We start from the raw sequence: 21574 nt of genomic DNA, 5'->3' as shown, positions 1-21574 counted from the left end.
CTTTTCATAATCCCCGAACGTTTAGAATTCGTGAGGGCTTAAATATTACATCAGGAGTCTGGGACCACCTCCTCAATTATGTCGTGATTATGTCGTGTCGATGACAGGAGCCAGGAGCAGAACCGTATATTCGCGTGCGTTTAATCGTTTAATATTTAATTGATTATAGAGTCAATATACGCTAGATACGCTAGCGGTTTTCCGCGGCAGTATCAGCTACTTCGTACTTCAGCTGGATAGATCCCTTTACGATTGATTCCCTTATAATGGGTTGATATTCGACATAACGGCCAAGCTTTGCCTGCAATTCCCGGGCTATATCAGGGCGGTCTTCTATTAAATTGATCTTTTCGCGCGGATCTTCTATCAGGTTGAACAGCTCGTCGGGCCCATTTCCGGCTCTATAAATATAGCTCCATTCCTTTGTTCTAACGCAACGGTCGGGCGCCTCATTGTATCCGGTGATTACATAATCGTGGAGCGTCTTTTGTCTGTCCGTGACCAATTGGTATATGTTCTTCCCATGCATGGCAATAGCCTCATGTTCTAGCCCCGTAAGATGTAGGAGGGTAGGGAGGATATCCGGGGTCTCTACGAGTGCATCGACATATCGACCTGCGTATTCACCCGTTGGATGGTAGATCATAAGAACAAGTTTCAGCAATTCACCGTAAAGATTATCCGGGGTCTTCATTATTGAGCCGTGATCACCGTGCGGGTGACCATGATCTGAAAGGAGCACTATAATAGAGTTTTCATATAATCCGAGTTCATCGAGTTTGTCGAGGAATATGCCAAACCATTTGTCTACGAAGGTGACTTCTCCTGCGTAGAGTCCTCGAACGTAGCGCAGCTCTTCCTCCGTCATCCAATTGGTCTTTCCATATTTAGGATGGATCAGGCGGGGCCCTTTATAATCTTGTGATGTATATAGCTTGTCGTAAGGAGCGGGCGGATCCCACGGCTCATGTGGATCAAAAGAGTCGACCCAAAGGAAAAATGGCCCATGATCTGCATTTTTTTCGAGCCACTGAGTTGCCTCGCGAAACACCTGTGCAGCGAAATAATCCTCCTCAGACTTGCGGTTCATCGTATTTCTAAAATACTGGTGGAGCATTTCTTCTACGGGATCGCCGTGCATAGCGGGCTTAATATAATCGTTTATATCTTTGTTGTGAGGGGATGATTCATAGGCATCGGCCTCCTGACCACGTATCCAACGGAATATATGGAAACCCTTGTGTAAATTCATGCCGGGCTTAAAGAGGTGATATGTATCAGTGATCAGGGCGGTGGTATAACCATGATAGCGGAAAATCTGTGCTGCTGTGATGTCTTCGTTATTAAGAGGTCGCCACGGGCGAAAAGGCAGAGTATACTGGCCGGTAAAAAGCGCCGTGCGAACGGGAATTGTGGGAAGTGCTTCCGGGTAGGCATTTGTGAAAACTACTGAACGTTTAGCTAGGGAATCGATGTTAGGTGTTTGGATCCAGGTGTTGCCGTAAGCCCCCACGTGGTCCTGCCTGAGGCTGTCCATGACAACGACGATTACATTATACATTGGGTACACCTCCATGGCTCTAAATAGCATTTACACTAACTGCCAATATAGGTTTTTCTTGCGATGAATGAATTGTCGATCCCCTTACTACAAGGGATGTCGGAATACATATAGATAGTGATTCAGGCATCTCCCCTTGGAGCAACTTGGTTATAACCGTGATGGCTGCCTGGCCCATTTCCAACCGTGGCACCCTAACGGTAGTTAACATGGGGTCCAGCTGACTCGAAAACGGGGCATCATCAAACCCGATAACTGAGATGTCGTCGGGCACACGGCGCCCCAGACGTGCGTTTGCCTTCAAAGCATCTACTGCCAGGAGATCATTACATGTTAAAATAGCGTCCACCTTTGGGTTTCTTTCCAAGAAATTCTGTATAGTGGCAATTGAATTTTCTAGGGCATTTACATCCCGCCTTTCCCAATAGATGCTTGATTCCTCGGGGTGGCCAGTCTCGATCCAGACGGTTTTGGCTGGTATGCCTCTTTCCAGACAGACGTCTCTATAACCATTTAGACGAGCTTCCACGGAGCTCATATGGGAGACGGCCGGTGAGATGAGAGCGAATTCCCTGCAGCCGAGCTCATGTAAATATTCCGCTGCTTCCCGAGCTCCATTGTAGTTATCCGCCTCAACCGCCGGAATCGGGAGGTGGCTATATTTCCGCCCTACCATTACGATGGGATAATCATCCAGGTGAAGCTTTAAGACTGTTCGCGAGTAAAAGCGTTCGGTACATGGAAACAGGAGAATCCCTTCTACTCCGTGTTCTACCAGGCTTTTTATGGCCTGAGCTTCCTTACCGGGATCGTTTTCCGAATCTCTTAGAATCAAGTTATAACCTTGTTTGGCTGCCTCGCGCGTAGCACCGGCCATGATATCGGCAGCGTATGAGGCATCCAGGAATGGGAGGACGAACCCTATGCTCCCTTTGATTCTGCAGGATAGGATGTCTCGGGCATTCTCGCTGATGAAGGTGCCTCGACCTCTATCGCGGACGACGATGCCCATCTCTTCTAGTAACCTCAATGCCTGTCGTACCGTTGTTCGACTTATGCCGAGTTTTTGAGATAGTTCCGTTTCTGGGCTGATTTTATCGCTTGGGCGTAATTCCCCGGACTTGATCATCTGCTCAAGCCTTTGTTTGGCTTGTATATATAAAGGTGCATTTGAGTTTAAATCTGATGTCATTGGTACGAAACCATCCTTATTAGTATTAAAGGTTTAGACACTAAAACAATAACATATCCGGTTATATTTTGTCAATATCAAATTTTTATCCTGCTATGAGCACTATTGCGCTTTTGGTATAAACATCCGAGAGGATATGCTATAACCGCGTCGAATTAAATACTACATTGCCTTTTTTATCGCGGAGTGTCAGGCTACCGATTGCGTTTTCGTAATTTATCATCGTTGATCATCATTAGATCATTTAGATGAAGTTGTTTTAATAAAGATTAGCGGCCAAGGCCGATATCCGGCAAAGATGGCGCGCCCCGGTGTGTGCAGGGGTGAGCAGGGATAAACTGCGGGGACAACGACATAAGGCGAGAGGATACCTGCAGGCTGGTAGATGCGGGTTAGGGTTGTATTTAAAGGTGAAGCTGCATTGATCATTGTATAGAGGAGATGGATGGGAAGGCGGGGGAAGGAGGGATCGCTTGAGGCCTAGGGGATAGATGGTATGGTCCGACAGCATGGCCCGGCAATTTGAGTGATTTCAGTTTGGTAATTTTAGGTTAATGAATGATGTGGGGGTGGGGAAATAGTATGAAGATAGTGGTGTTGGCGGTCTACGTAATTGTGCTTGCGGCTATGGGATACATAAGTAGACGCCGCTCGGGGACCCTCGAAGACTTCTTCCTGGGGAATCGGGGGATCGGGCCCTGGATGTCGGCTTTCGCTTATGGGACAACCTATTTCTCGGCCGTAATTTTCATCGGTTATGCAGGACGCATCGGGTGGGGCTTCGGCGTGTCGGGGCTCTGGATCGCCCTCGGCAATGCCCTGGTCGGCTCCTACCTGGCGTGGAGGGTCCTTGCAGGGCGGACGCGGGAAATAACATCTCGCCTCGGCACTCGAACCATGCCCGAATTCCTTGAGGCTCGTTATGATAGCAGGGGCCTCAAGCTTCTTTCGGCGCTGGCTATCTTTATCTTCCTGGTTCCTTATTCTGCCTCGGTTTACATGGGGCTGAGCTACCTGTTTGAAGGCGTTTTTGGGATCCCCTATGTTTACGCGGTTACGCTTATGACCATTTTGACGGCGGGGTATTTGGTCGTCGGGGGGTATTTTGCGGTAAACCTCACGGACGCCTTCCAGGGATCGATTATGATACTCGGGGTCGTTCTGATGGTTTGGAAGGTCCTGGCCCAGCCCCAGGTTGGTGGGCTGGCGGTGGGGCTTTCCCGCCTGGCCAGCATCAACCCCAAGCTTGCGGGGCCTGTCGGGCCTCCAGGCTTTTTCCCGCTTCTCTTTTTGGTCTTGCTCACGAGCCTTGGCCCCTGGGGCTTGCCACAAATGGTGCAGAAGTTTTATGCTATAAAGGATGAAAAATCTATAAGTCGTGCAATGGTGGTCTCGACCTTATTCGCGCTGGTGATCGCTGGGGCGGCGTACTTCGTTGGCTCGCTTTCGCACCTCTTCTTCGCGCAGCTTCCCGCCGACAAGGTGGGGCCTAATGCGGACCTCTTGATCCCCCAGATGATAACCATGGCGATGCCCGGGCTTGTCTCAGCGTTCATCCTGGTCCTTGTGCTTTCGGCGTCGATGTCAACCCTATCGTCGCTGGTCCTGGTCTCGAGCTCGGCCATTGCCATAGACCTCCTGGGGGAGAGTCCTGCCTCCACACAGGGGCAGCGCCAGCCGCAAGACCTGTTGGGCGGCGCGCGAGCCGGCAGGGGCCGGTCGAAGCAAAAGGGGAGAGGTAAACAACAGGCCCCGGCAAGGGAGGCTCAGGCAAGGGCAAGCGCCCGGGACAGGGGCGGCCGGATGCGGGGTGGAAGCCAATGGGGCGGGAGCCAGCAGAAGGATCAGCTGAGAAGCCTCTGGCTCATGAAGGGACTTTGCGTGCTTTTCATCGTGCTCTCAGCGTTGATAGCATTTACCAAGCCGGCCTTCATCCTCTCGCTCATGGCTCTATCGTGGGGCACGCTGGCCGGGATGTTCCTCGCCCCCTACCTCTATGGGCTTTATTGGAGGGGCGTCACAAGGGCCGGAGCCTGGGCTGGGCTCGTGGCGGGCCTGGCTATCTCCGTGGGCCTGGCCTGGTACTTCAAGATGGATGCGGGCAAGATCCCCATGACGGGCTCGCTCGCTATGTTGATCCCGCTCCTGGTGGTGCCGGCCGTTAGCATGGTTACGCGGAAGTACCCGGAGGCTCACTTATCGCGGATTTTCGAGCGCGAGCGCGAGCTCGGGTTGGGGCGAGCGGTCGAGCCTGCGGCTCTCGCGGCTACAAAGGAGTAAGGGGCTGCCCGCCCTGCCTCCTGGCGGGAACGCTAGAAGACTGGTGACTGGTTTGAGATAACGGGAAAAGGCACGTGAGGAAGATGAGGGAGGCGGAAGGGGGGATGCGCCGCCAATGAGCGGCGCGCATAATTGATCTGGGATAAACGTCATGAGACCATGAGCCGCGATGAAATGAGGGCTCTCCAGCTCACGCGGCTCCAGGCCCTGGTCGAACGGGTATACAGGACGTCGCCGTTTTATCGTAAGCTGTGGGACGAAGCCGGGGTGAAGCCCGAGCAAGTCAAGACGCTCGATGACATCCGGAGGTTTCCATTTACAACAAAGGATATGCTGAGGCAGAACTACCCCTATGGTATGTTTGCGGTGCCGCTCTCGAAGATCGTGCGCCTTCATGCCTCGTCAGGCACAATGGGCCAGTCCACAGTGGTAGGCTACACCCGCAGGGATCTCAGGATATGGGCGGATATGGTTGCCAGGGTAGCGGTGCAGGCAGGGGTTACGCGGCGCGATATAGCCCAGATAAGCTTCGGGTATGGGCTCTTCACGGGCGGGTTTGGCCTCCACTACGGCCTCGAGCGGGTCGGGGCCACGGTTTTGCCGGTGTCGAGCGGCAACACCCAGCGCCAGATTCAACTCATGCAGGACTTCGGCACCACCGTGCTGGTCGGCACGCCATCTTACGCCCTCCATATGGCAGAGGTGGCCGAGGAGATGGGCGTTGACACGAGCAAGCTAAAGCTCCGGCTCGGCCTTTTCGGGGCGGAGCCGTGGACCGAGGCGATGCGGGCCGAGATCGAGAAGCGGTGGCATATAAAGGCCACGGATAACTACGGGCTGAGCGAGATAACGGGGCCTGGGGTCGCTGGGGAGTGCGAGTATGGGGGCAAGATGCATATATCGGAGGACCACTTTTTCCCTGAGGTCATCGACTCCAAAACCGGTGAGCCGCTCCCGCCGGGTGAGGAGGGGGAGCTGGTCTTTACAACGCTCACCAAGGAGGGCATCCCGCTTGTGCGTTACCGCACGAGGGATATCTCCTCTCTTGATTACTCGCCGTGTCCGTGCGGCCGGGCTACGGTCAGGATGAAAAAGGTCACGGGCCGGTCCGATGATATGCTCATAATTCGCGGTGTTAACATATTCCCGTCGCAGATCGAGGCCGTTTTGATGAATATCGATGGCGTCGGGCCTCAATACCAGATCATCGTCGACCGGAAGGGCTTTATGGATGATATAGAGGTTATAGTCGAACTCTCGAAGGAAGGCTTCACAGGGAGCTGGCGAGATCTCGAGGCGCTGGAAAATAAGGTTAAAGAACGTCTCGAGAACGCCCTGTCACTCAGGCCCGGGGTCAAGCTGGTGGAATACATGTCCCTGGAGCGGAGCATGGGCAAGGCAAAAAGGGTAATCGATAGAAGAAAGCTGACTGCAAGTTGACCGGCGAGAAGCTTTGAAAACGCTGAGATGGGAGAGTAACGGGTTTTGGCAAGAGGGGTTTTGGTGGAACCAGGGCAGGGAGTTATGGCAGGCACGGGTATGACGGGGAGAGAGATACTCTCAGGCAACGAGGCGATTGCCCTCGGTGCGTGCGAGTCCGGGGTCGCTGTTGCGACCGGTTACCCGGGAACGCCGAGCACGGAGATACTCGAGAATATAGCGAAGTATATAAAGCACACGAAGCATATAAAGGAGAAGGAGCTGAAGGAGGGCCGAGGGGAGGCGTCTCCAGCATCTCCGGTCGCGATTCACGCCGAGTGGTGCCCCAATGAAAAGGTGGCTCTCGAGGTCGCGCTGGGAGCGTCGCTCGCGGGCGGCCGGGCGCTTGCGACCATGAAACACGTGGGCCTCAACGTCGCTGCCGATCCCCTGTTTACGGCGAGCTACACGGGTGTTGGCGCGGGCCTCCTGGTTGTGACGGCCGACGACCCGGGGATGCATAGCTCGCAGAATGAACAGGACAACAGGCTTTACGCAAGGTTTATGAAGATTCCCTGCTTGGAGCCTGCAGACAGCCAGGAGGCGAAGGATCTTGTGGGCCTGGGCCTGGAGCTCAGCGAGCGTTTTGACACACCGGTTCTCCTGAGGACCACGACCAGGGTGTCCCATTCCAAGGGGTTGGTCGCCCTCGGTGCGCGCCAGAGTCTGGGTGTTCCGGTTTCGGGGTGTGGGCAAGCGCCTGGGACCGGGGCTGCGGCTGGAGCTGCGGCCGGGCGCGGGGGTGCCGGTGGGGCCCGGTGGCCTATAAAGGACCCGAGGAAATTTGTGATGATCCCCGCGTACGCCCGCCCACGGCATGAAGTCCTCGAGGCGCGTCTCGAGGAGATAGGGCATTTTGCTGAGGGTCTTGATGTCAACCGCATCGAGTGGGGGAGCCTGGATGTAGGAATCGTTACCAGCGGGGTTGCCTATCAATACGTTAAGGAGGCTTTCCCCGGGGCATCCTGCCTCAAGCTCGGGCTCATCTACCCACTGCCGGTTAATCTGATATGCTCATTCGCGCGTGAGGTGAAGAAGCTCTATGTAGTTGAGGAGCTGGAACCCTTTCTCGAGGAGCAGATAAGGCTCCTTGGAATAGACATCATGGGGAAGGAGCTCTTGCCCCGGGTCGGGGAGCTCACCCCTGCGATAGTGGCCAAGTCCTTACAAAAGGCCATCTCCTTCCCCTGCTATGGAATGGGCCAGGGGTCTACATTTGAGGCAAAGCCGGGCTTGGAGTCAGGACCGGGTTCGGGATCGGGTTCAGGATCAGGCCCGGGCGTGGCTTCGGGGTCAGGTCCGGGGTCGGGGCCGGGCCCGGCGGGTGGGCGCGTGGTGGCTCTTCCCGCGAGGCCGCCGGTCCTATGCCCGGGATGCCCGCATAGGGGGGTTTTTTACGTTCTCAAGAAGCTCAAACTCACTGTAACGGGCGACATTGGATGCTATACGCTGGGGGCCCTCCCTCCCCTCGAGGCCATGGACTCCTGTATATGCATGGGTGCGAGCATCGGCATGGCCCATGGCATTGATAAGGCCCGGCCCGAGCTGGCCAGGAAGACGGTGGCGGTCATAGGGGATTCCACGTTTCTTCACTCGGGGCTCGCGTCGCTCATGAACGTCGCTTACAACAAGGGCACCTCCACCGTGATCATCCTGGATAATTCCACGACGGCCATGACAGGCCACCAGGATCACCCTGGCACGGGCATAACCCTCCTCGGGGAGCCTGCAGAGCAAATGGATGCCGCCAGGGTAGCGGCCGCCCTGAACATAAAGCGTGTGAGGGAGGTTGATCCCTACGACCTTGGCTCGCTCGAGGCGGTTATCAAGGAGGAAGTGAGCGCGGAGGAACCATCGGTCGTGATATCCCGGCGGCCCTGCGTGCTCCTGCATAAAGGCTCTGCCGGCGCTAGTGTTAGTGCCAGCACCAGTGCCGGTACTGCTACGGTGGCTACGGTGGCTGCGGGTGCCGTCGAGGTTGATGAGGAGGCGTGCAAAGGCTGCAAGATATGCCTCGCCCTTGGCTGCCCGGCGCTGGGGCTCGGCGCCCGCAAGGCGGTTGTTTTCAGCGAGCTCTGCACGGGCTGCGGGTTGTGCATCCAGGTCTGCCCATCCGGGGCGATCAGGCGGGTGGCCCCTACAGGTGGTGCGGCTGGACCCGGAACGGGGTCCGAGGCTGAATCCAGAGCTGAATCCGGAGCTGAATCGGGGGCTGGAGCTGCGGCTGGTGCTTTGGATCGCATAGCTGCATCCATTGCTGGACCTGTAGGCCGGGTGACCAGTTCGGCCTCGGCACCCGTGCCAGGGAATGCGAATGCGCCTGAGGCGTCCATCAGACTGGCAGGCCTGCCCGGCGACAGGCCGGTAAACGTGCTCATCGTGGGAGTCGGCGGCCAGGGCATAATCCTCGCGGGCAAGGTCCTGGCAGGGGCAGCCAGGCTCGCAGGGTTTGATGTCAAGACCTCGGAGGTTCACGGCATGGCCCAGCGGGGCGGGAGCGTAGTAACCCACGTGAGATTCGGGAGAAGGGTGTATTCGCCTCTCATCCCGGAGGGGGAGGTCGACTGCCTCATAGCTTTTGAGAGGCTCGAAGCCCTCAGGTGGGTGAATTCCCTGCGTCCCGGCGGGATACTGATCGTGAATGATTACGCCATACCACCCATCACGACCCTTTCGGGAAGGGAACCATATCCCGGCGGGATCCTCGAGGAGCTGGAGGCCAGGTCGCCCAATATGGTCACCGTCAGGGCTTTCGAGCTGGCCAGGGCGGCGGGGTCGGCGCGATCGGTCAATATTGTGCTCCTCGGCGTGGCCTCGAGATTCCTGGGGGTTGAGAAATCCTGCTGGCTCGATGCGCTGGGAGAAAGCATCCCTTCACGTTTCATGGATGTGAATTTGAGGGCTTTCATGAGCGGTGCCGGTTTAACTCTCACCACCCGGCGGTCCTCATGAAGACTAAGCCTTCGAAGAGCTAAGCCTTGATAGAGATAGAGAAGGAAAGCTTGATAGAGAAGGAAAGAGGGCTAATATAAAAAGGGGTCATAAGGGGTCATAAGGAGGATTATACCCCTAGAGATCATGCTCTCATAGAGAAGATTATAGTCACAAGAAAGAGGTTATAGAGAGGTCGCCATAGAGAGGTTATAGAAGAGAGGACTGGGGTCAAGAAAATGAATTACGGCATAGATATAGATAGAATAAAGCCTCAGAACTACTGGGATAAAGATCATGAGTGCATGCCGCGTAACGAGCTGAGAAAGCTCCAGCTCGAGCGGCTCCAGGCGGTCGTAAGGCGCGTCTACGAGACCGTCCCGTTTTACAGGCGCGCTTTCGACGAGAAGGGTGTAAAGCCGGGTGACATCGGGTCCCTCGAAGACCTTCACAGGTTGCCATTCACGACCAAACAGGACCTGCGCGACAACTACCCGTTTGGCCTGTTTGCGAGGCCTCAGGGGGAGATAGTAAGGGTCCATGCATCCTCCGGCACGACCGGTAGGCCGATCGTGGTAGGCTACACACGGAACGACATCGCGTCCTGGGCGGAGCTCACCGCAAGAGCCCTTGTATCCGCGGGCGCGACCCGCGACGACGTGGTGCATGTAGCATATGGTTACGGCCTTTTCACAGGCGGCCTGGGCGTTCATTATGGGGCCGAACTCCTGGGCGCTACGACGATTCCCATGTCCGGTGGCAATACAAAGCGACAGGTTATGCTCATGAAGGATTTAGGAAGCACGATCCTGGCATGCACCCCGTCCTACGCCCTTTACATTGCAGAGGTTATGGAGGAGATGGGCATTCGCCGGGATGAGCTTGCCCTCAAGGCGGGAATCTTTGGCGCCGAACCGTGGTCAAACAGAATGCGGGCGGAGATCGAAGAGAAGCTGGGAATTATGGCCCTGGACATCTATGGCCTGAGCGAGGTCATCGGGCCAGGAGTGGCGTGTGAATGTCCGGAGAAGAACGGTCTTCATGTTAACGAGGATCACTTCATTCCTGAGATAATAGACCCCGAAACAGGCGAAAACCTGCCCCCGGGGGAGCAGGGCGAGCTCGTATTCACCACCATCACCAAGGAGGGTATACCCGTCATTCGTTATCGCACCCGCGATATCTCCGCGCTCTACGATGAGCCATGTCCCTGTGGCCGAACTCATGTGCGGATGGCGCGGATCATGGGCCGGACCGATGACATGCTCATCATACGCGGCGTGAATGTATTCCCATCCCAGATCGAGAGCGCCCTGCTGGAGGTGGGGCAGACCGAGCCCCATTACCTCCTGGTGGTCGATAGGAAGGATAAACTGGATGAGCTGGAGGTCTGGGTCGAGGTCTCGGAGGCCATCATATTCGATCAGGTCAAGAAGCTCGAGGCGCTCGAGTCTGCGATTCGCGAGAACATCGAGACAACGCTCGGCATCTCGGTCAAGGTCAAGCTTGTCGAGCCCAAGACGATCCAGCGCAGCGAGGGAAAGGCAAAACGCGTGATAGATAAAAGGGAATTATGAGAGCCGAGGATTATAAAGTCGAGGGTTATAGAGGGTTATAGAAGTCGAGCTAGAGGACTGGAAAGGAGCTAGGATTGATGAAAGTCAGGCAAATCTCTGTATTCTTAGAGAATAAATCCGGCCGCCTGGCGGCTGTGACCAGGCTCCTTGGTGAGAACGGCATCAATATCCGGGCGCTTTCGATCGCCGATACTACCGATTTTGGGATACTCCGTCTCATCGTGAATGAGCCTGAGAAGGCCTATGACGTAATGAAGCGCGAGGGCTTCACCGTCAGCGTAACCGACGTGATCGCAGTGGCAGTTCACGACCGGCCGGGCGGGCTCGCTGAGGTGCTTGCCATACTGGAGGCTGCGGGGATGAATATCGAATACCTTTACGCCTTTACAGGCAAGAGCGCCGGCGATGCACTCGTGATATTCAGGGTGGAAGATCCGGATGGGGCTGTGGATGTATTGACGCGAAACGGGGTCCGCGTCCTTGCAAATGGCGAGGTAAGAGGCTATGGGGCGGAACGGGTATAATCTTGTATTGGTACTGGGTCTATGCTATAATCTGTTACGGACGGCTTATCGTGAGCGCGAGGTGTTTTGTCTTGCCATCCGAGCGCGACCGGGAGTTTATGAGCGAGGCTTTGCGCGAGGCCGCTAAAGCCTTCGATAAGGGTGAGGTCCCCATTGGCACGGTGATCGTACACGGGGGCGAGGTGATAGCCAGGGGCCATAACCGCAAGGAGGAGCTGCAGGATCCTACTGCGCACGCCGAGATCCTGGCTATCCGGGATGCCGCGTCGAAGATGGCCTCCTGGCGGTTGATTGATACGACGATTTATGTTACACTTGAACCGTGCCCCATGTGTGCGGGCGCCATGGTTCAGGCCAGAATAGGTCGCCTGGTGTATGGGGCGAGGGATCCGAAGGCGGGAGCAGCGGGATCCATCGTCAACCTCGTAGGGAGCGATGCCTTTAACCACCGTATGGAGGTCGAGGAGGGCGTCATGCGCGAGGAATGCACCGAGATATTGCAGCGTTTCTTCGCGCAGCTGAGAGAGGGAGACAAGGGGAAATAAGATTATAAGATTAAGAATAAGAATAGGATAAAAGATGGAATTAAGATAGCATCAAGGATGAGACCATGAGACTAAGACCATGAGATTTGGGTGGAGAGATGGCTGAGGGGTCTAAAGCGCTCGCCTCGAAAGCGAGTGGGCGGGTAGTCCCTGCCCCGTGAGTTCGAATCTCACTCTCTCCGCCATATTATCCGGAGAGGTGGCTGAGTCTGGTCTAAGGCGCCCGCCTGGAGAGCGGGTAGGCAGAAGCTCTCTGCCTCGTGGGTTCGAATCCCACCCTCTCCGCCATATCTTATTTATTTTAGGTTTTTAGTTTGGATTTTAGTTAGAAAGAAAGAGATGCTGTTTGGCAGTTGTCCGGCAGAAGAATTGGCCGTGCTAGATGGGGAGGCAGCGGTGCCCTGTACCCGCAATCCGCTATAGCGGGGTCGAATTCCCAGCGGAGGCTGTCTTCTCTTGGGGCCCGGCCTCGGCAAGGGGCGAGGAAGATTGGGTCCCACGCAATGGAAGTCTATGAACCCCGTCAGGACCGGGAGGTAGCAGCGGTAAGTAGAATGTTCCATGTGCCGTGGGGTTGCCTGGTCAGAGCTGGCTACCGTGGTATCGCCCGGGAGAGGCTGTCGAAGGTGGGTGCACGGCCTCTAAGAGATTCTTTGTATGATGGCCCGTATGCCTTGCTACGGGCCATTTAATTGTTCATCTATGTATTTCTATTCCTTGCTTGTCAAAGATGGGATATAATATTGTATGGGCAAAAGGGGTGGTGAATAATGCAGATCAAACCACATCCAAATCACAGGAGATACATTGATGCGCTGCGTAAAATGTCCCCGGCACAGAGACTAGAGAAGGCCTTTGAGCTATCTGATTTCACAAAGAGGCTCTTCCTTCACGGTTTGCGAAAAAGGTTCGCTCAATTATCAGATGAAGAGATTAGGCGACTATATCTGGAGCGTATCGAGAAATGTCACAACAGGAATTACTGATGAAAGTCATAGAGGCTCTCGAGAGGTCCGAGATCGACTATATGGTGACAGGCTCATTGGTATCCAGTCTCCAAGGAGAGCCCCGTTCAACGCATGACGTAGATTTGGTCATTTCCATGGAGAGGACCTCAATAGAGGCCTTTGTTAAAGCCTTCTCGGGCCCTGAATTCTACCTTGATGAAAGAAGCATTCTAGCGGCGATTGAGGGTAATGGTATGTTCAACCTACTCGATGTAAACGAAGGGATCAAGGTTGACTTTTGGATGCTGACCGATGATCCCTTTGACAAGTCGCGTTTTTCTCGAAAGTACGTTGAAGATGTTTTAGGCATTAGGATGAAGGTCTCGAGCCCAGAGGATACGATTCTAGCTAAACTCAGATGGGCTAAGCTATCGGGAGGGAGCGAGAAACAGTTTATAGATGCCTTGAGGGTCTATGAGGTCCAGTTTGCGAAGCTGGATCTCAACTATATAGATTCGTGGGCTAAGAGGTTGGATATTGAAGGTCTTTGGGAGAAATTAAGGCAAGAAGCCGAGGTAATATAGATTCGTTCCCGCTTTACCGCGATATTGATCATGCTCAAACTCAAGCCATACCTCATATGTGCTGGGTAAATTCCCTCGGGTAAGATGTCATTTTAACCCGTGTTAGATCAAGGTAACAGGTTGACCGGGCTGTTATATTAAGGAAGGACGAGGAACTATGGGCTACCTTTCGCTCTACCGCCGCTGGCGCCCACGGATGTTTGACGAGATAGTTGGACAGGAGCACGTGACGCGGACCCTCAAAAACGCCTTGAGCTTCGGGAGGGTGGCACACGCATACCTTTTTTGTGGCCCGAGGGGGACGGGCAAGACAAGTGTTGCAAAGCTCCTTGCCAAGGCCTTGAACTGCGAAAAGGGCCCTACAGCGGATCCTTGCGATGTATGCGAGGCGTGTAAGAGAATCCGCGAGGGTTACTCGATGGATGTCATAGAGATCGACGCCGCGTCCAATCGCGGTATCGATGAGATCCGCGACCTCCGGGAGAAGGTGAAGTTTACGGCCGCCGAGGAGCGGTATAAGGTATATATAATCGACGAGGTCCACATGTTAACCACAGAGGCATTCAATGCCCTTTTAAAGACCCTGGAGGAGCCGCCCGCCTATGTGGTCTTCGTGCTGGCGACCACAGAACCTCACCGCATTCCTGCTACCATCCTTTCTAGGTGCCAGCGCTTTGACTTCCGCAGGCTTACTGTGCCAGAGATTACCGGGCAGCTGAAGGATATCTCTCACAAGGAGGGAGTAAACCTGGATGAGCGGGCCGCCGGTTTTCTCGCGAAGAACGCCGAGGGCAGCATGAGGGATGCCTTGAGCCTCCTGGATCAGTGCATGGCCTTTGGAACGGATGAGATAACCTATGAAAACGCGGTAGAGGTGCTCGGCGCTGTCGGGTCGGAGGGCGCCAAGGAATTCGCCGACCTGGTGGCACGCAGGGATCTCCTGGGAGGTTTATCCTTCATTCAAAAGTTAAGCGATGAAGGGAAGGACCTGAGGCAATTCGTAAAGGATGCTGTCGAGCATTTCAGGGATTTGCTCATCGTAAAGGAGTGCTCGGACCCTGCCCGTCTCGTAGACGGCCTTACCACCCCCCTTCAGGAATTGCGGAGACAGGCCGGCGCCTATACAGTAGATGATCTCCAGAGGGTGATCGATGTCATGTGCGCGGCCGAGGGCGAGATGAGGTGGGCGGCGCGGCCCCGGCTGGTGATGGAGATGGCCTTTGTGAGGCTGGCCAGGATGCCGGTGGCTGCGGCGGAGGGAGCGCCGGCGGGCGAAGCGGTTGATCTTCTCAACCGCGTCAGGATGCTTGAGGAGACTGTCAAGAGGCTTCATGCCGCCCTGCAGGATCTGCAAAATGCGCAAAAACGGAAACGTCTCGCCCCGCAAAGCGATATTGAGGTGGCGCAGGAGGTGGGGGCCGCACCGGGTAACAGTGCTGAGGTTGCCCGGCCGGACACCGGGATTGTCCAACCGGGTGCCCCCGCCGCGGGCTTGAGCATTGAGGATGTAAAAACCAGGGTGGCCTGAAGTCCTGGAGGCCCTGAAGCTTGAAAGGAAAATGAGACTCCGGGGCTATTTACTTGATGCGGCCCCGGTCGACGTCGAGCGGGATTGCATACTCCTTGGATTTCAGCACGTGTTTCATAAGGAACAGATCGAGTCCCCAGCTCACAGGGCGGTAATCCAGGAGATTCTATCCTCGGTTTTTGGGCAGCCTGTGAGGCTTCGCTGTGAAATCATCCAGCATACTGAGGACCTGAACGCTTCCGGATCAGCGGCAGTAGAAGATCCGGTAGCTGGAGCGCAAAATAGGGGAGGCCGCAGCACCTCGGCCCCGGCCCTGGCTCCGTCCCCAGCGGCCCTGGTATCGATCACGGCCGGGAGTTCCCAGGGAACAGGGAAGGCTGGTGGCGAGGAAACCGCGGATGCCGGTAGATGGGGTGCCCGCGATGACGCGGGGGAGGAGGACCGCCCGGAGATGGATGACTCTGGCCCCGAAGGCGGGGCTGGGGGAGGGATGGAAAACGAGGCGGTGGCTGCAATTGCCGCCACCCTCGAATCCCAGGGAAACCTGGCTGACAACCATGTTGTGAAGGAGGTCCTCGACCTCTTTGGTGGGCACATCTTGAAGATCGAACCGAAGCAAAGCTGATCCACGTGACATGTGGTGACTCCGCTATGATGGTATTGCTGCACTGGTGGGAAGCATATGCTCCAAGGGAGGTACGATAGGGATGATGGGAAATATGGGAAATATGGGGAAGATGATGAAGCAGATTCAGAAGATGCAACAGGACCTGGAGAAGGTTCAAGAGGAACTCAAGTCGAAGACGGTGGAGGCCACAGCCGGGGGTGGCGTCGTGAGGGTTGTTGCCAATGGCCACCAGGAGATTGTGGAGATATCGATATCGCCTGAAGCCGTCGATCCAGATGATGTTGAGATGTTGGAGGATCTTATTCTTGCCGCAACCAACGAGGCGCTCAGTAAGTCCAACGAGATGGCAGCTTCCGAGCTCGGGAAGGTCACCGGGGGACTCTCCCTGCCGGGCATGCCAGGCCTCGGGAGGATGAGATTCTAACTATGCTTTATTGTATGCGCATATCTCGATCGCGTTTCGGTTGGATCTGATCTGGTCGAACTTTAGCTGAGGTAAAAGCCTTTGCGCAGCCCTGTGCAGGGGGGCGCGGCAGCTAGAAGTGAAGTGAAGGGAAGGTAAGGGGGTGTGGGTATTTGATCTTTGCTGAGCCTATCGCGAGGCTGATTGATGAGCTAACGAAGTTGCCGGGCGTTGGGCCCAAGACGGCGCAGCGCTTGGCGTTTCATGTATTGAAGGCCCCGGCCGAAGATGTCCAGAAGCTAGCCAGGGCGTTAATCGAGGCGAAAGACAAGGTCCGCTACTGCTCTATCTGTGGGAACATCACAGATATCGATCCCTGCAGGGTGTGTTCAGGGAGCGACCGGGACCGGAGCCTGCTCTGCGTTGTCGAGGAGCCCAGGGATGTGATGGCCATGGAGAGGACGAAGGAATTCAGGGGGCTGTATCACGTGTTGAACGGCGTGATCTCACCCATGGAAGGGATCGGGCCGGATGATATCAGGATAAAGGAGCTTCTTGCCAGAGTCCGTGATGGTGGGGTAAAGGAGGTCATCCTGGCTACGAATCCCAACATCGAGGGCGAGGCCACAGCTATGTACATCTCGCGCCTGCTTAAACCGCTGGACGTCCGGGTGACCCGAATAGCCCATGGCGTCCCTGTCGGTGGAGAGCTAGAATACGCCGACGAGGTTACCCTGGCGAGGGCGCTGGAGGGCCGGAGGGAGGTCTAGCCACGAGGGTTTCGGGCCAGGTTCGGTATTTCTCGCAAGAGATTCATGTATAAATAGGATAGCTCCCGCCTATAATTTAGTACAAGATATATATTTTTGTTGTATTAATATGGTAGATATAGGAGATCGCTGGCGTTAAGAGAGGGAGAATATCCTATGAACAAGCGACTGGCGAGGGTGATCTCTGCATTGAGGTTACCGGTTCGAAATGAGGGGGAACCCACGGATAGCGAAACCCGCTGGCCCTCCCTTGCCGACGCGGTTGAAAAAGCCCGGCGAGAATGGCTGCTAGCCAAGTCCTATTTCAATAGCGTCACAGATCCGGATCTTGTGGATCACGCTATCTATGCAGCGCGTGCCGCGGAAAAGAAGTATATTTACCTTCTGAAAAAGGCGCGGCAGGAGGATTCATCCCTACCTCATCGCGAAAGGGTACTACCCCAGAATGGAGACCGGAGGGCTGAAGACTTCAAGGCCACAAGCTAGACCAGGTACCGGGCCGGGAGAGCGGAAAATGGTGGAGAACGGTGAACCGCCGGGTAACCCAGTTCCGGGGGGAGGGTATATGGGAGAGCTGATATGGGGGGCGAGATGGCATGGATTGGACGGTGGTCGTAGCCTACCTTTTCGGTCTTTTTCTTTTGTGCCTTTTGGCCTGCATTCTGGTCGTCCCGCTGAGATTCATCCTGAAGCTTATCTATAATGGAATCATCGGCGGGATCCTTCTTTGGATCATTAACATCGTAGGCAGACACTTCAACATCATGATCCCGGTCAATCCCGTAACTGCACTTGTAGCTGGCTTTCTTGGCATTCCTGGTGTAGTCCTACTTATAGCTCTAAGATACTTCCTTATAGGGTGAAAAGTGACAATGCAAATTCCATGGCTTTTATGATATCATGATGGTATCATGTTATATCATGTATTTAAGTCAGCTCGTTCGTGCTTTATTATGCTTAGAAGCAGGAATATTAGCAGGTTTTGTAGAATTTAACATGATGTTTTACAAGGAATCAAAGCGGTTAAGATCTTAATCTGAGAGAGCTGCAATTTTGCCAATCACAAAATTGCCACCGGAGGGAGCGGAATGATCCAAACCATCGGGTTAACCAAGGATTACGGGGATTTCACTGCCGTGAAGGACCTGAATCTCCATGTGGAGAAGGGAGAGATCTATGGTTTTCTGGGTCCGAACGGCGCTGGGAAGACAACCACCATTCTCATGTTGCTCGGGCTTGTGAAGCCTACTAGGGGCGAGGTGCGCCTTTTCGGAAAGACGCTCAAGGAGGATTATTTTGGCCTGAAGAGGAGGATAGGGGTTGTTTCAGAGGTTCAGTACATGTATGAAGAAATGACCGCATGGGAATACCTCTGCTTTTTCGCCGATCTTTACGGCGTCAAGGACAAAGCCAGGCGCGTTTCAGAGCTCCTCGAACGTGTGCAGCTTTACGACTGGCGCAACGAAATGCTGCGGGGGTATTCCAAGGGAATGACTCAGAAAATAGGGGTTGTGCGGGCATTGCTGCATGATCCTGACATCCTCATCATGGACGAGCCCGTCTCGTCGCTTGATCCCTATGGGATAAAGGAAGTCCGCGATTTAATCAAGGACGAAAACCAGAAAGGCAAGACCATTCTGATTTCATCTCATCTCCTCTCCGAAGTCGAGCGTACGTGCCACAGGGTTGGGATCATGAACGCCGGGACGCTTGTAGCGGAAGATACGATGGATAATATCAGGACCCGCCTGGTGGATGAGATTGAAATCGAGGTTGAGCTGGAGGCGGCAGCCCCCGAGATTTTGCAGGCGGTATCGGGGCTCCCGTTTGTGAAGCGTGTTCAGCTCGACGGCAAGATCCTGGGGGTCAGCACAAACCCGGATAAGGATTACCGGCTCGATATATCGCGGGCGATCGCGGCGGTAGGCGGCGTTGTCGTCGGCCTCAACAGGAAGCAGATGAGCCTCGAGGACGCTTTCATCACAATCACTGAGAAGCATATCTCACAGCTTACAGGGAAGGAGGCCTAGTCATGGCTCAAAGCCCTTTCTCCTACCAGTTCAATTCAGTGAAGACGGTAGCAAGACGTGAATTTACCTCCATATTCTATGGCATAGGCGTTTACCTGGCCCTGGCCTTGGCGTTTGTAGTCTCGAGCCTGATTGTTATGGGCTATACAGGCGCCGTGGTCGACGCAGGCCTTGTTGTCATACCGGACCCCATGATGTCCCCTCTCTATATCATCCTCCTTGTTTCCACAGTATACTTGGGGCTTTCGGCAACGGTATCAATCTCCCGCGAGCGCGAACGCGGCACCATGGAGGTCCTGTTTTATGGCCCCGTAGATGGAGCCTCGTACGTCATGGGTAAGTACCTCGAACACATGGCCGCGTTTGTGGTGATGGGGCTTGCATCCTTGGTGTTTCTGGGGCTCGCATCCTCGATAACAAGGTTCAGCTTGACGGCGGGGGTATTGAAGGGCCTGGTGCTTTCCATCTTCATGGCGTCGTGCATGATATCATTTGGCATATTCCTCTCAGCCGTTACGGGCAAGATGCGAAATTCCATCCTCCTGTTCATACTGGTCATGGCGGCCTTTGCGGGGTTTTCGATGTTGGAGGGCTATCTTCTTTCATTCCAGGGTGATCTATCGGCCCCACTCGAATACGCTCGTTCATTTGTTGCATGGCTGGCGCACGGCATCGGGTGGGTATCACCGCTTTCGTATTTAAGCCGTGGCATTGATGCGGCGAGGGTAGGCGATGTCCGCCAGCTTTTGATTAATATCATCTCACCGGTGCTTTACAGCGGCATCTTGCTTTGGCTCTCGATGATCGCCTTTGAGAGGAAGGGAGTGCGGCGATGAAGACATACCTCAATCGCATGGATATGAATGTGAATGTGAAGTGGACAGGCATTATCAGGCTGGCCTGTATCCTGTTGCTCATTGCCACCCTGGGGGGTGCCGCCGCTGCCGCCGAGCCTCCAAAAGAGCGGCAACGAGTATATGGGTTGAACCTTTTCGATGGTTTGACCTACCAGAGCACCTTCTGCCCAAGAGCGATAGACACCATATACATGATGGCCGGGAAGGATAATCTGGTAAATCCGCTGATTACCGATGTATACTATTGGCCCATAACCCAGGAATACATGGGCTCATGGTTTGACTACAAGAAAGATCTCAAGGGAGAACTCGAGATCTGGCAGGGCGACAAGAAGGTCGTATCTATAGCCCCGGTCAAGTATGTCTTCTATTATCCCAAGGGACCCTACGACGCTGAGATGAAGCTCATGGTGGGGGCCGAGGCCGAGGCCAAATACAAGGATTATAAGGCTGAGATCGATAAGTATTACAAGAAGGTCATGGATTACTATGACCAGCAGAGCAAGTACCAGGAGGCCATAGGGGAATATATCAAGAACCCCAAAAAGTTCAAGAGCGTTCCCAGGGCACCTGAGCAGCCGGTTCCACCCAGCTATTACGTTACCGACCCCCAGGAGACCTATATTATAAACCTCCCGGTCGGGACCTATGAGATGCAATTTGTAGAGCACAAGGCCGAGGAGAAGGCCGCCGGGGAGAAGGGCGGGCCAACTGCCGGCAAGAAGGATGAAAAGCCCGAACCGGAGCCAAAGGGCACTTTCAAGAAGAAGCTGGTGGTCTTCGTGGGTCGGCGCCACGGTATGGGCTACGAGATAATACCTGAAGAGAAATGGACTATGCCTTCAAAGACGGACGAGCCGAAGGAGACCATGTACATGCAGGGCAAACGGGCGCTCTTCCTGAAGGCATTCGACGAAGCGGAGTACAATGAGCTTTACTACACCAAGCTGACGAAGCTACAGTTCCCCCTGGCGGGAAGGGGGAGGGAGAACAACTGGATCTGGGTGCACCACAGGGACCGGAATGATGTGAAGCTCCAGATCCTGAAGGATGGCAAGGTTATATCGACGGTCGAATCGAAGCCGTATCGGGTAGATCAGACGCCGGGCTACGCTCTCGGCTATAAAATAGTTGAATTCGATCCCAAGAAGGATAAGGACAAGCAGCCATCTTTTGAAGCCTACAAGGTGGAGGTTGATGCCGGGAGCAATATGCAGATACGCATGGTTGGCAAGGATGGGAATGTGATCCCTGAGAGCGTGCGGGGCATAAAGGCCATAAATGAGGGCGCTGTAAGGTCGCTCTACATCCTATCCGCTATACCTATCTTGCTTGGCCTCGCTGTGATATTCTGGCGCAGGAGCCTGGGGGCGAAGGCAAGGTCGAGCAAAAGCGTGAGCGCGGCCGCAAGGTAGGACGTAGGTAGGATAGGGTATATTTTGCGGCGCGAGGTCTAATCCCGTGGTCGGGCGCATATAATAACTATGATTGAAGCAACCTGGTAGACAGACTTTGTAGAGCATACGTTAACATAACTGAGAGCCGCTTAAAGAAAACATAATATGATCAGCAGTTTCGTAATAATCCGCGTTAATTAGCTCTAGCTTCCGATATAGTAAATTGAAAGGCATAGTGAAAGGTGATATATTAATAACTGCCGCTCGACACGGCGGCAAACGGAGGGACGGCAACGTTTCTCGAATGCTCCTTGAAAACTAAGCAGTGATGAGGGACTGAG

Annotated in this window: 17 protein-coding genes, 2 tRNA genes, 1 other RNA gene and 2 pseudogenes; 20 read left to right on the top strand and 2 right to left on the bottom strand. The window is 54.6% G+C overall.

Features of this window, described 5'->3' with window-relative positions; genetic code table 11:
• Positions 1-190 precede the first annotated feature (190 nt).
• The gene (locus tag HPY71_12045; protein NPV54226.1) at positions 191-1561 is read right to left on the bottom strand and encodes a sulfatase; all 1371 of its coding nucleotides are present in this window, start codon (positions 1559-1561) and stop codon (positions 191-193) included.
• Positions 1562-1580: 19 nt separating this feature from the next.
• Positions 1581-2753: a GntR family transcriptional regulator gene (locus HPY71_12040; protein NPV54225.1), complete on the bottom strand. Its 1173-nt coding sequence runs from the start codon at positions 2751-2753 to the stop codon at positions 1581-1583.
• 582 nt (positions 2754-3335) lie between these two features.
• On the opposite strand from HPY71_12040, the pseudogene HPY71_12035 reads away from it, so the two are divergent.
• The 20 genes and pseudogenes from HPY71_12035 (at position 3336) to HPY71_11940 (ending at position 21251) form a co-directional block, all read left to right on the top strand.
• Positions 3336-4394 (top strand): annotated as a pseudogene (locus tag HPY71_12035) (sodium:solute symporter).
• Positions 4395-5165: 771 nt separating this feature from the next.
• Positions 5166-6473 (top strand): phenylacetate--CoA ligase, encoded by a 1308-nt coding sequence (locus tag HPY71_12030; protein NPV54224.1) that lies wholly within the window; start codon positions 5166-5168, stop codon positions 6471-6473.
• A 99-nt stretch (positions 6474-6572) separates the two neighbouring features.
• Positions 6573-8639: pseudogene (locus HPY71_12025) on the top strand (4Fe-4S binding protein).
• A gap of 219 nt (positions 8640-8858) precedes the next feature.
• Positions 8859-9464 carry an indolepyruvate oxidoreductase subunit beta gene (locus HPY71_12020; GenBank protein ID NPV54223.1) on the top strand — a complete coding sequence of 202 codons (606 nt, stop codon included), beginning with the start codon at positions 8859-8861 and terminating at the stop codon, positions 9462-9464.
• A 218-nt stretch (positions 9465-9682) separates the two neighbouring features.
• Positions 9683-11020 carry a phenylacetate--CoA ligase gene (locus HPY71_12015; protein ID NPV54222.1) on the top strand — a complete coding sequence of 446 codons (1338 nt, stop codon included), beginning with the start codon at positions 9683-9685 and terminating at the stop codon, positions 11018-11020.
• A gap of 77 nt (positions 11021-11097) precedes the next feature.
• Entirely contained in the window at positions 11098-11544 is a 447-nt protein-coding gene (locus HPY71_12010) for an ACT domain-containing protein (GenBank protein ID NPV54221.1), read from the top strand.
• A 98-nt stretch (positions 11545-11642) separates the two neighbouring features.
• Entirely contained in the window at positions 11643-12089 is a 447-nt protein-coding gene (gene tadA / locus HPY71_12005) for a tRNA adenosine(34) deaminase TadA (GenBank protein ID NPV54220.1), read from the top strand.
• A gap of 92 nt (positions 12090-12181) precedes the next feature.
• Positions 12182-12274 (top strand) — tRNA-Ser (locus HPY71_12000).
• An 8-nt stretch (positions 12275-12282) separates the two neighbouring features.
• Positions 12283-12377: transfer RNA gene (locus HPY71_11995), tRNA-Ser, on the top strand.
• An 85-nt stretch (positions 12378-12462) separates the two neighbouring features.
• An RNA gene (ffs, locus tag HPY71_11990) (signal recognition particle sRNA large type) lies at positions 12463-12727 on the top strand.
• Between the two features lie 326 nt (positions 12728-13053).
• Positions 13054-13620: a hypothetical protein gene (locus HPY71_11985; protein ID NPV54219.1), complete on the top strand. Its 567-nt coding sequence runs from the start codon at positions 13054-13056 to the stop codon at positions 13618-13620.
• Positions 13621-13777: 157 nt separating this feature from the next.
• Complete coding sequence (gene dnaX / locus HPY71_11980; GenBank protein NPV54218.1) at positions 13778-15148, top strand: DNA polymerase III subunit gamma/tau; 1371 nt, start codon at positions 13778-13780, stop codon at positions 15146-15148.
• 31 nt (positions 15149-15179) lie between these two features.
• Positions 15180-15773, top strand: coding sequence for a hypothetical protein (locus HPY71_11975; GenBank protein ID NPV54217.1), 594 nt, complete (start codon positions 15180-15182; stop codon positions 15771-15773).
• Between the two features lie 82 nt (positions 15774-15855).
• Positions 15856-16200 carry a YbaB/EbfC family nucleoid-associated protein gene (locus HPY71_11970; protein ID NPV54216.1) on the top strand — a complete coding sequence of 115 codons (345 nt, stop codon included), beginning with the start codon at positions 15856-15858 and terminating at the stop codon, positions 16198-16200.
• 152 nt (positions 16201-16352) lie between these two features.
• Positions 16353-16949 (top strand): recombination protein RecR, encoded by a 597-nt coding sequence (gene recR / locus HPY71_11965; GenBank protein NPV54215.1) that lies wholly within the window; start codon positions 16353-16355, stop codon positions 16947-16949.
• 156 nt (positions 16950-17105) lie between these two features.
• Positions 17106-17435: a YaaL family protein gene (locus tag HPY71_11960; protein ID NPV54214.1), complete on the top strand. Its 330-nt coding sequence runs from the start codon at positions 17106-17108 to the stop codon at positions 17433-17435.
• A gap of 110 nt (positions 17436-17545) precedes the next feature.
• Positions 17546-17812 (top strand): pro-sigmaK processing inhibitor BofA, encoded by a 267-nt coding sequence (gene bofA / locus HPY71_11955; protein NPV54213.1) that lies wholly within the window; start codon positions 17546-17548, stop codon positions 17810-17812.
• 225 nt (positions 17813-18037) lie between these two features.
• On the top strand, positions 18038-18979 hold the full coding sequence (locus HPY71_11950; protein NPV54212.1) for an ABC transporter ATP-binding protein: 942 nt from the start codon (positions 18038-18040) through the stop codon (positions 18977-18979).
• Between the two features lie 2 nt (positions 18980-18981).
• The gene (locus tag HPY71_11945; GenBank protein ID NPV54211.1) at positions 18982-19815 is read left to right on the top strand and encodes an ABC transporter permease subunit; all 834 of its coding nucleotides are present in this window, start codon (positions 18982-18984) and stop codon (positions 19813-19815) included.
• Positions 19812-21251: a hypothetical protein gene (locus HPY71_11940; protein ID NPV54210.1), complete on the top strand. Its 1440-nt coding sequence runs from the start codon at positions 19812-19814 to the stop codon at positions 21249-21251. Before HPY71_11945 ends, HPY71_11940 begins: the two co-directional genes overlap by 4 nt.
• Positions 21252-21574 lie beyond the last annotated feature (323 nt).

Source organism: Bacillota bacterium (assembly GCA_013178125.1).
Lineage (GTDB): Bacteria > Bacillota > SHA-98 > Ch115 > JABLXJ01 > JABLXL01.
The sequence above is the reverse complement of the archived record's forward strand: the minus strand, read 5'-3'. Positions and strand labels throughout refer to the sequence as shown.